Here is an 8,010-nt window from a genome sequence, read left to right on the forward strand (position 1 = left end):
GGGGCGTGCGGTGTCGACGATCAGCCGTGAAGTCAACAAGAACGGCGGACGTGACGTCTACCGGGCGATTGCCGCGCAGGAACGGGCGCTTGATGGCGCCCGGCGCCCGAAGCAGTGCCTGCTCGCCCGCAAACCCGCGTTGAGGCAGACGGTGCTGACCCTGCTGAAGGAGGAGTGGTCGCCCGAACAGATCGTCGGACACCTGCGTCTGCATCACGGGGACGACCCGCAGATGCGGATTACCCACGAGACGATCTACCGGTCGATCTACACCACCCGCTGGAAGGTGATCCCCCGCGAGCTGTGCAAGCGCCTGCGAACTGGCCGCCCGATCCGGAAGAACAAGCGTCACACGGTGAAAGGTCAATGGCGTTCACAGATCACCGATGCCCGACCGGTCGAGGAGCGGCCCCAGGCGGCGGAGGACCGCAGCGAATCCGGGCACCTGGAAGGCGATCTGGTGATCGGCTCGAACAACAGCCAGGTCGCCACATTGGTCGACCGGAAGTCACGCTTCCTCACGGTCGTGAAACTCGCCAGCCGTCACACCACCGTGGTCGTCCCCGCTCTCGCCGAGGCCTACGCGCGCATGGACTCCCGACTACGCGGCACGCTGACCTGGGATCGCGGCATGGAACTGGCAGCCCACAAGCGTCTCAGCGCCGACACCGGTGTCGACGTGTTCTTCGCAGCACCGCGTAGCCCCTGGCAACGTGGCACCAACGAGAACACCAACAAGTTGCTCCGGCAGTACCTGGCCAAAGGGACAAACCTGTCGACCTTCAGCCAGGACGACCTTGACGCCATCGCGACGAAGCTCAACAACCGTCCGCGCAAGTGCCTGGGATTCCGAACACCAGCCGAGAGTGTTGCCTTGACCAGTTGAATCTAACGATCGTGTTGCGTGACTCGTGTGCAACTGACCGACGAAGAGTGGGAGTTCGTCGAGCCGTACTTGCCGATCGGCGAGTACGGCCCGCCCCCCCCGCCTGCGGCAGCAGGAGGGCTGACCGGTCACTGGTCTCCTGGGGAGTCACTGTTGAGTGCCACGGCGCGCAGGGCTGCCGCGAGGCGGCGCTGGGGTTCGGTGGGCGGCTGGGGGAGCCGGGCCAGGAGCAGGCGGCGCAGTTCCTGCGGTCCGCCGCGCACTGGCAGGATGCGTACGCCGGGAGGCGCAGCCTCGGCGAGCGCGGCGGACACAGTGGTGAGCCCGCAGCCGGCGGCGACCAGGTGCAGCTTCGCCAGCCAGTCCCGGGCCGTGTGCACGATCTCGGGTCGCTCGTCCAGTCCCGGCCACACGCCCATGAGTTGGTCCGCACCCGAGGACGGACCGGCGATCCAGCGCTGCCCGCGCAGGCCTACCACGTCGACGTAGTCACCGCGCGCGAGCGGGTGCGTGGCGGGGACGGCCAGGCACAGGGGCCGTTCCGCGAGGGTCTGCAGCACCAGGGGCGGTGACTCGGCGTCGGGGGCGCGGAACGGCGGTGCGGACGCCAGGAGCGCGAGGTCGATGCTGCCTGCGCGCAGCGCGCGCAGCAGCGCCGGGGTGGTGCCCTCGCGGCTGACGACGTGCACGCCGGGATCGCTGCGCTGCAGCGCGCAGAGGGCGCGCGGGACCAGGCCGGCGCCGGTGACGGGCACCCACCCCAGCCGCACGGTGCCGCCCGCGTCCGGTGTGCCGGACAGCTCGCGGGCGGTGGCGTCGATCTCGTCGACGACGACCGTCGCCCGTCGCATGACGATCTGTCCTGCGGAGGTGAGCCGCACGCCGTCGCGCCGCCGCTCCAGCAGCTTTGCACCCGCGGCCCGCTCGATCGAGGCGATCTGCCGGGAGACCGCCGACTGGGTGTAGTCGAGCGACGCAGCGGCCGCGGTGAAGGTGCCCTGCTCCGCCACCGCGCGGAAGACCCGCAGCGCGGTTAGGGAGACGTCGGTGAAGTCCATGATGTTTACGCATACCATGCTTGCATAAGTTTCGTTAGACGCATGGTCGCGGCCTTCCTAACGTGGCAGTCATGAACGGTTCCCACGCTTCCCGCATCGCTCTTGTCACCGGCGCGAACCAGGGCCTGGGCCGGGCCCTCGCCGAGAGCCTCGCGGCCCGTCTGACCGCCGACGACCTGGTCCTGCTCACCGGACGCGACCAAGGCCGCGTCACCGCCGCCGCCCGCGAGGTGGCCGAGCTCCCCGGCACCCGGGCCCGGGTCGCAGGACGGGTCCTGGACGTCACCGACGCCGAGGCGATCGCCGCGCTCGCCGAGGACCTTCGCAGCCGGTACGGCGGCGTCGATGTCGTCCTCTCCAACGCCGTCGCTCGCCTGCTGCCCGACGAGTCGCAGGCCGCGCGCGCCGACGAGTTCATCGACGTGTCCAACACCGCGACCCACGCGGTGCTGCGCGCGTTCGGACCCGTGCTGCGCTCGGGCGGTCGGCTGCTCGTGGTCGCCAGCAGCCTCGGCACGCTCGGCCACCTCGACGCCCGGCTGCACCACCTGTTCGACGGCGCGAACCTCGACCAGGTCGAGTACGCGGTGGAGTCCTGGCGGGCCGCGGTCCACCACAACACCGCCGAGGAGGCGGGCTGGCCGCGCTGGCTGAACGTCCCGTCGAAGGTGGCCCAGGTCGCAGCCGTCCGCGCCCTCGCCGCCGAACGCCGTGAGCGCGACCTCGCGACCGGGACCCTGGTCGCCTCCGTCTGCCCCGGCATGGTCGACACCGCCACCTCCCGGCCCTGGTTCAGCGACTACAGCCAGGCTCAGACACCCGCCGACGCGGCCCGCGCCGTCCTCGACCTCGTCTTCGCCGACTCCGTCGACCCCGCCCTCTATGGGGAGTTGATCCGCTTCGGCAAGGCGCTGGACTGGCACGGCGGCACGCCGCCGGTGGAGCAGGACCGTCTGCTCACGCCCTGACTACGCATCGCCCCATCAACTCGTCTTAGCACAAAAGGAGTTCACCCATGACCGCTGTCACCACGCCCTTCGGATTCGCCAGCACGGCTGAGGAGGTCGCCCACGGCGTCGATCTCACCGGCCGCCGGGTGCTCGTCACCGGTGCATCCTCCGGCCTCGGCGCGGAGACCGCCCGCGTGCTGGCCGGCACCGGCGCGGACGTCACCCTGGCCGTCCGCGACACGGCGGCGGGCGAGCGCGTCGCCAAGGAGATCGCCGAGTCGACCGACAACCGGGACGTGCACGTGGCCCAACTGGACCTCGCCGACCCGGCCTCCGTCGCCGCGTTCACCGACGCCTGGGAGGGACCGCTGCACGTCCTGGTCAACAACGCGGGCGTGATGGCCTGCCCGGAGCGGTACAGCGCGCAGGGCTGGGAGTGGCAGTTCGCCACCAACCACCTCGGCCACTTCGCCCTCGCCACCGGCCTGCACGACGCGCTCGCCGCCGACGGCGCGGCCCGAGTCGTCGCCGTCAGCTCCAGCGGCCACCAGCTGTCCCCGGTGGTCTGGGACGACATTCACTTCGCCTTCCGCCGCTACGACCCCTGGCTCGCCTACGGCCAGTCCAAGACCGCCAACGTCCTGTTCGCCGTCGAGGCGACCCGCCGCTGGGCGGCGGACGGCATCACCGCCAACGCCCTGATGCCCGGCGCGATCTACACCAACCTCCAGCGCCACACAGAAGGCGGCCGCGGCAGCGGCACCGTGGCAGCCGAGCTGATCAAGACCGTCCACCAGGGCGCCGCCACCGCCGTCCTCCTCGCCACCTCCCCACTCCTGGAGGGCATCGGAGGGCGCTACTTCACCGACTGCAACGAGACTCAGGTCGTCGCCCGCCGCACCGGAACCCTCAACGGCGTCGCCAAATACGCCGTGGACCCGGACAACGCAGCGCGGCTTTGGGACCTCTCGCAGGAACTGCTCGCGGCAGCGGACTGAACCCGAGGATCGCCCGGGGGCTTCGCCGCGGGAGGCGATCGCCGTGACGGCGCGGAGCATGAGGACGGCGGGCGAGGCTCGACGTCTACGGGCTTCTGGAGTCGGTGGGAACCGCAGTCCGGTCCGCGGAAACACGCGGGACCCTGGCGATTTGGGCCCAGGAGTAAGAACCATCCGACCGCGACCTGCTCACCCGCTCCGAAGGCCCGCGCACCCGTAGGTAGTCGGCCGCGAGGTGCGCGCCGTCTGCCGCGCCACCGCCTGCACTGGAGAGATGGCCGCGTCCTGCGCGAAGCCCCAGGAAGCGGAACGTCGAGCCTGATCTCGAAGAGGCTGCCCTCACCCGTGTTGCCGCTCCGCTCGCGGCCACGGAAGCGCGCCGGTGGCCAGCGCGCCTCCAACGGTTGCGCGTCGCATCCATCAGTTGGCAGTGGATCCTGGGACTGCATGCGCCCGGCCCGTGGCCTATCCGCGCGTGCGCAGTCCGTCGAGGATGAGCGCGAGCATGCGGGGGGCCCGGTCTTCAGGGCTGGACGCGGCGCGCCACAGTGCTCCGGTGAGCTGGAGGAAGTCGCCAGGATCGGCGTCCTCGCGGATCGTGCCGTCTGCCTTGCCGGCGTCGAGGAGCTTCGTGAGGGCGGTGATCACGGGGCCGTAGCTCTGCTCGGTGATTGCCTGCAGAGCAGTGCCGCTGAGGGCATCGCCGAGACCGTGCTTCTTGCGCATGGCCGATACGAGCTCGATCGTCCAGTCGCGCAGGGCTTCAAGCGGGGGCATCTCGGCCAGCAGCTCGGGCGCGGTGCCGGTGATGCGTTCGATTTCGTCCTGGTAGACGGCCAGGACCAGGGCATCGCGTGTGGGGAAGTTGCGGTACAGCGTGCCCGCACCCACGCCGGCGAGGCCGGCGATCTGGTTCATCGAGATGTTGCCGTCTGCCACGAAGGCCTCGCGGGCGACCGCGAGGATACGTGCCCGGTTCTCGCGGGCGTCCGAGCGGACCATCAGCCTCACCTTGCTAAGCGGAGAGTTCTCCACTACGGTATGTGGAGAGTTCTCCACATACTTTATGGGGCATCATGCGCTACATCAAGCTCGGCACCACTGGCCTGGACGTCTCCCCCATCGCGATCGGAGCGATGACCTACGGCGAGCCCGACCGCGGCCACCCCGTCTGGTCGAAAGGCGAGCAGGACGCTCGTCCGCTCATCCGCCACGCAGTGGAGGAGGGGATCAACTTCTTCGACACCGCGAACATGTACTCGAACGGTTCGAGCGAGGAGATCCTCGGCCGCGCGCTCAAGGACTTCGCCGACCGCGACGCGGTGGTCATCGCCACGAAGCTGCGCCATCCGATGCGGCTGGGCCCGAACGGCCGCGGACTGTCGCGCAAGGCGATCATGACAGAGGTCGAGCACTCGCTCCGCCGCCTCGGAACCGACTACATCGACCTCTACCAGATTCACCGCAACGACCACTCCACCCCATGGGAGGAGACCCTCGAGGCGCTCAGCGACCTGGTCAGGACAGGAAAGGTCCGCTACCTCGGCGCCTCGTCCATGCACGCGTGGGAGTTCGCGAAGGCACTGCAACTGCAGAAGCAGAACGGCTGGGCCAGGTTCATCTCCATGCAGAACCACTACAACCTCCTCGCCCGAGAGGAAGAGCGCGAGATGATCCCACTGTGCCTCGACCAGGGCGTGGGCACGATCATCTGGTCGCCCCTGGCCCGGGGCCGCCTCGCCCGGGGGTGGGGCGACGCCCGATCGACGACGCGCTCCCAGACAGACGGGGACTTTGCGGACCTGCTCTACTCACCCGAGCAGGATGCCTCCAACCGCAAGATCATCGACGCGGTCGGCGACGTGGCCGCCGCTTACGGTGTCACTCGGGCGCAGGTGGCGCTGGCCTGGCTGCGGCGCCAGCCGGTCGTCACGGCCCCGCTCGTCGGCGCCGGGTCAATTCAGCAGATCGACGAGGCCGTGGCGTCGTTGGACGTGGAGCTCACCGATGACCAGGCGCGCTCCCTGGAAGACCCCTACACGCCGCGGTACGACTGGCAGGGCGTCTCGGACGAGGCGGAGATGGAGGCCATCCGCCGGCGTGTGCCAGGCATGGCCCTCTCATGAGCACCGTCGTCCGCTCCGGCGTAGCGGCCCGGGGCGGGGCCCTGTTCGTCATGCTCGGGCCGCTGGTTTCCTGGCTTTGCGAGCTGGTCACCGCGGCCGCGTGGCAGGACCCGCCGTATTCCCCCCTGTACAACTGGGTCAGCCACCTCGGTGTCACCGGCCCGCGGCAGACCGCGTTCGGGCAGGTCGCGAACTCCCCGCTCGGCGCCGTCATGGACGCCGGCTGGGTGAGCTACGGCGCGCTGTTGATCGTCGGGTCGTTCCTCCTGTTCGACCTGCGCAAGGGAGCCAGCGCAATCAGCATCGTGATCCTCGCTGTCCTCGCCGGCGTGGGGGTCTCGCTGGTCGGCGTTTTTCAGGGGTCAAACGCGAACGCCGCGAACGGCCTGATCGCCTTCCACACTCTCGGCGCGCAGGGTGTGATGCTCGCCGGCAACATCATGGCGATCGTGGTCGGCGCGAGCGGGGCCCGGCTCGGGCTTGGCCGCGGCCGGTCGGTCGCGCTGACCGCGCTCGGCGCCGCGGGCCTGGTCGCGTTCCCCGTCTTCATGGCCGACGTGTTCACCGGCTGGATGTGGGACGTCGGCATGTTCGAGCGCGCCGTGATCTACCCGATCATGATCGGCCACGTCCTGGTGGGCAGCGGCGTGATCGGCGCCCAGCGGCGTCAGGCGGACCGGCCACCAACGCCCCTTGATCGAGTTGATCGAGTCACAAGCTGAAGGAGAGACAGATGGCTCAAGTATTGGTGACCGGAGGGTCAGGATTCATCGGGAGCTGGTGCGCACTGGCCTTGTTGGAGGCCGGGCACAGTGTGCGCACCACGGTCCGCAACCTCGGACGCGAACCGGCGATGCGGTCCTGGCTTCACGCTGCGGCGCCGTTCGACGATTCGCGGCTGACCGTGGTGCGTGCCGACCTCGCACGCGCCGAGGGGTGGGACGCCGCCGTCGCCGGCTGTGAGTACGTGCTGCACGTCGCCTCGCCGACCCTGCGCCAGGCCCCGGCCAGCGAGGACGAGATGGTGTCGGTGGCGCGCGAGGGCGTCTTGCGGGTCCTGCGCGCCGCCCGTGACGGCGGCGTCCGCCGGGTTGTCCTGACCAGCGCGTTCGGCGCCGTCGGGATCGGGCATCCCCCGCGGTCGACTCCGTTCACTGAGGAGGACTGGACCGACGTCGACGCCGACATCCCGCCCTATCAGCGGTCCAAGACGCTCGCCGAGCGTGCCGCCTGGCAGTTCATCCGGGACGAGGGTGGCGATATGGAACTGGCGGTGGTCAACCCCGTGGGTGTCTTCGGACCGCTGTTGGGCCCGGACGACCCGCCCTCGCTGCGCCTGATCCGCAGAATGCTCGAGGGCAAGGTACCTGCGTGTCCCCCCTTTGGGATGGGCTACGTCGATGTCCGCGATGTCGCAGACCTGCACCTTAGAGCGATGACCGATCCGGCAGCGGTCGGTGAGCGGTTCCTGGCGGCTGCCGGGCGCAGCCTTAGCGCGGTGGAGATCGGGCGGATCCTTCACGACCGCCTCGGTGATCGAGCCGCGAAGGCCCCGACCCGTGAGCTGCCTGTGTGGCTCACACGCGCCATGGGCCTGATCAACCATGAACTGCGTCTGCTGAGACCCCAGTTGGGCCGCAATCTCGACGCGTCGAGCGAGAAGGCACAAGAGCTCCTGGGATGGTGTCCCCGATTGATCGAGGACACCATCGCCGACACTGCGGAAAGCCTTCTCGCCCTTGGGCTCGATCAATGACCCGGGCGTAGTCCGTTTCCCTCATGGCGGGGAGGAAGGCGCTTTTCGCGTTCGCCCCAGGCGCGAAACTCTTCGAGCGGATCCTCAGCCCCTCCTTCCCCCAGTACGCGAGATCGACGATCACCAACCCGGCAGCGGCGACAAGAACTCGCCAGGATTCGCGAACGAGACGTCGAGACCCGGTGCCCCCAGCGCGCCTCGTCGCCGTTGCGACCAGAGAGCTCGTAGAGCCGCTT

General features: G+C 69.5%; 8 protein-coding genes. 6 read left to right on the forward strand and 2 right to left on the reverse strand.

What is annotated here, in order from left to right; translation table 11 throughout:
• On the forward strand, positions 1–886 hold an 886-nt coding region (locus LQ326_RS46335; RefSeq protein WP_234545239.1), incomplete at its 5' end, for an IS30 family transposase.
• A 128-nt stretch (positions 887–1,014) separates the two neighbouring features.
• On the opposite strand, the gene LQ326_RS46340 is transcribed toward LQ326_RS46335, so the two are convergent.
• Positions 1,015–1,944 carry a LysR family transcriptional regulator gene (locus LQ326_RS46340; RefSeq protein ID WP_234545240.1) on the reverse strand — a complete coding sequence of 310 codons (930 nt, stop codon included), beginning with the start codon at positions 1,942–1,944 and terminating at the stop codon, positions 1,015–1,017.
• A 71-nt stretch (positions 1,945–2,015) separates the two neighbouring features.
• Here LQ326_RS46340 and LQ326_RS46345 point away from each other — a divergent pair, with 71 nt between their 5' ends.
• Positions 2,016–2,912: an SDR family NAD(P)-dependent oxidoreductase gene (locus tag LQ326_RS46345; RefSeq protein WP_234545241.1), complete on the forward strand. Its 897-nt coding sequence runs from the start codon at positions 2,016–2,018 to the stop codon at positions 2,910–2,912.
• Positions 2,913–2,959: 47 nt separating this feature from the next.
• The gene (locus tag LQ326_RS46350; protein ID WP_234545242.1) at positions 2,960–3,892 is read left to right on the forward strand and encodes an SDR family NAD(P)-dependent oxidoreductase; all 933 of its coding nucleotides are present in this window, start codon (positions 2,960–2,962) and stop codon (positions 3,890–3,892) included.
• A gap of 465 nt (positions 3,893–4,357) precedes the next feature.
• Here LQ326_RS46350 and LQ326_RS46355 read toward each other — a convergent pair whose 3' ends face one another.
• Positions 4,358–4,894 (reverse strand): TetR/AcrR family transcriptional regulator, encoded by a 537-nt coding sequence (locus tag LQ326_RS46355; RefSeq protein ID WP_234545243.1) that lies wholly within the window; start codon positions 4,892–4,894, stop codon positions 4,358–4,360.
• 74 nt (positions 4,895–4,968) lie between these two features.
• Between LQ326_RS46355 and LQ326_RS46360 the strand changes: the two genes are divergently transcribed.
• From LQ326_RS46360 to LQ326_RS46370, 3 genes are read left to right on the forward strand one after another with little or no spacing between them, the layout of a single operon-like run.
• Complete coding sequence (locus LQ326_RS46360; protein WP_234545244.1) at positions 4,969–6,018, forward strand: aldo/keto reductase; 1,050 nt, start codon at positions 4,969–4,971, stop codon at positions 6,016–6,018.
• On the forward strand, positions 6,015–6,740 hold the full coding sequence (locus tag LQ326_RS46365) for a DUF998 domain-containing protein (RefSeq protein ID WP_234545245.1): 726 nt from the start codon (positions 6,015–6,017) through the stop codon (positions 6,738–6,740). Before LQ326_RS46360 ends, LQ326_RS46365 begins: the two co-directional genes overlap by 4 nt.
• Before the next feature lie 11 nt (positions 6,741–6,751).
• On the forward strand, positions 6,752–7,774 hold the full coding sequence (locus tag LQ326_RS46370; protein ID WP_234545246.1) for an SDR family oxidoreductase: 1,023 nt from the start codon (positions 6,752–6,754) through the stop codon (positions 7,772–7,774).
• Positions 7,775–8,010: the final 236 nt, after the last annotated feature.

The organism is Streptomyces shenzhenensis (genome assembly GCF_021462265.1).
Lineage (GTDB): Bacteria > Actinomycetota > Actinomycetes > Streptomycetales > Streptomycetaceae > Streptomyces > Streptomyces shenzhenensis.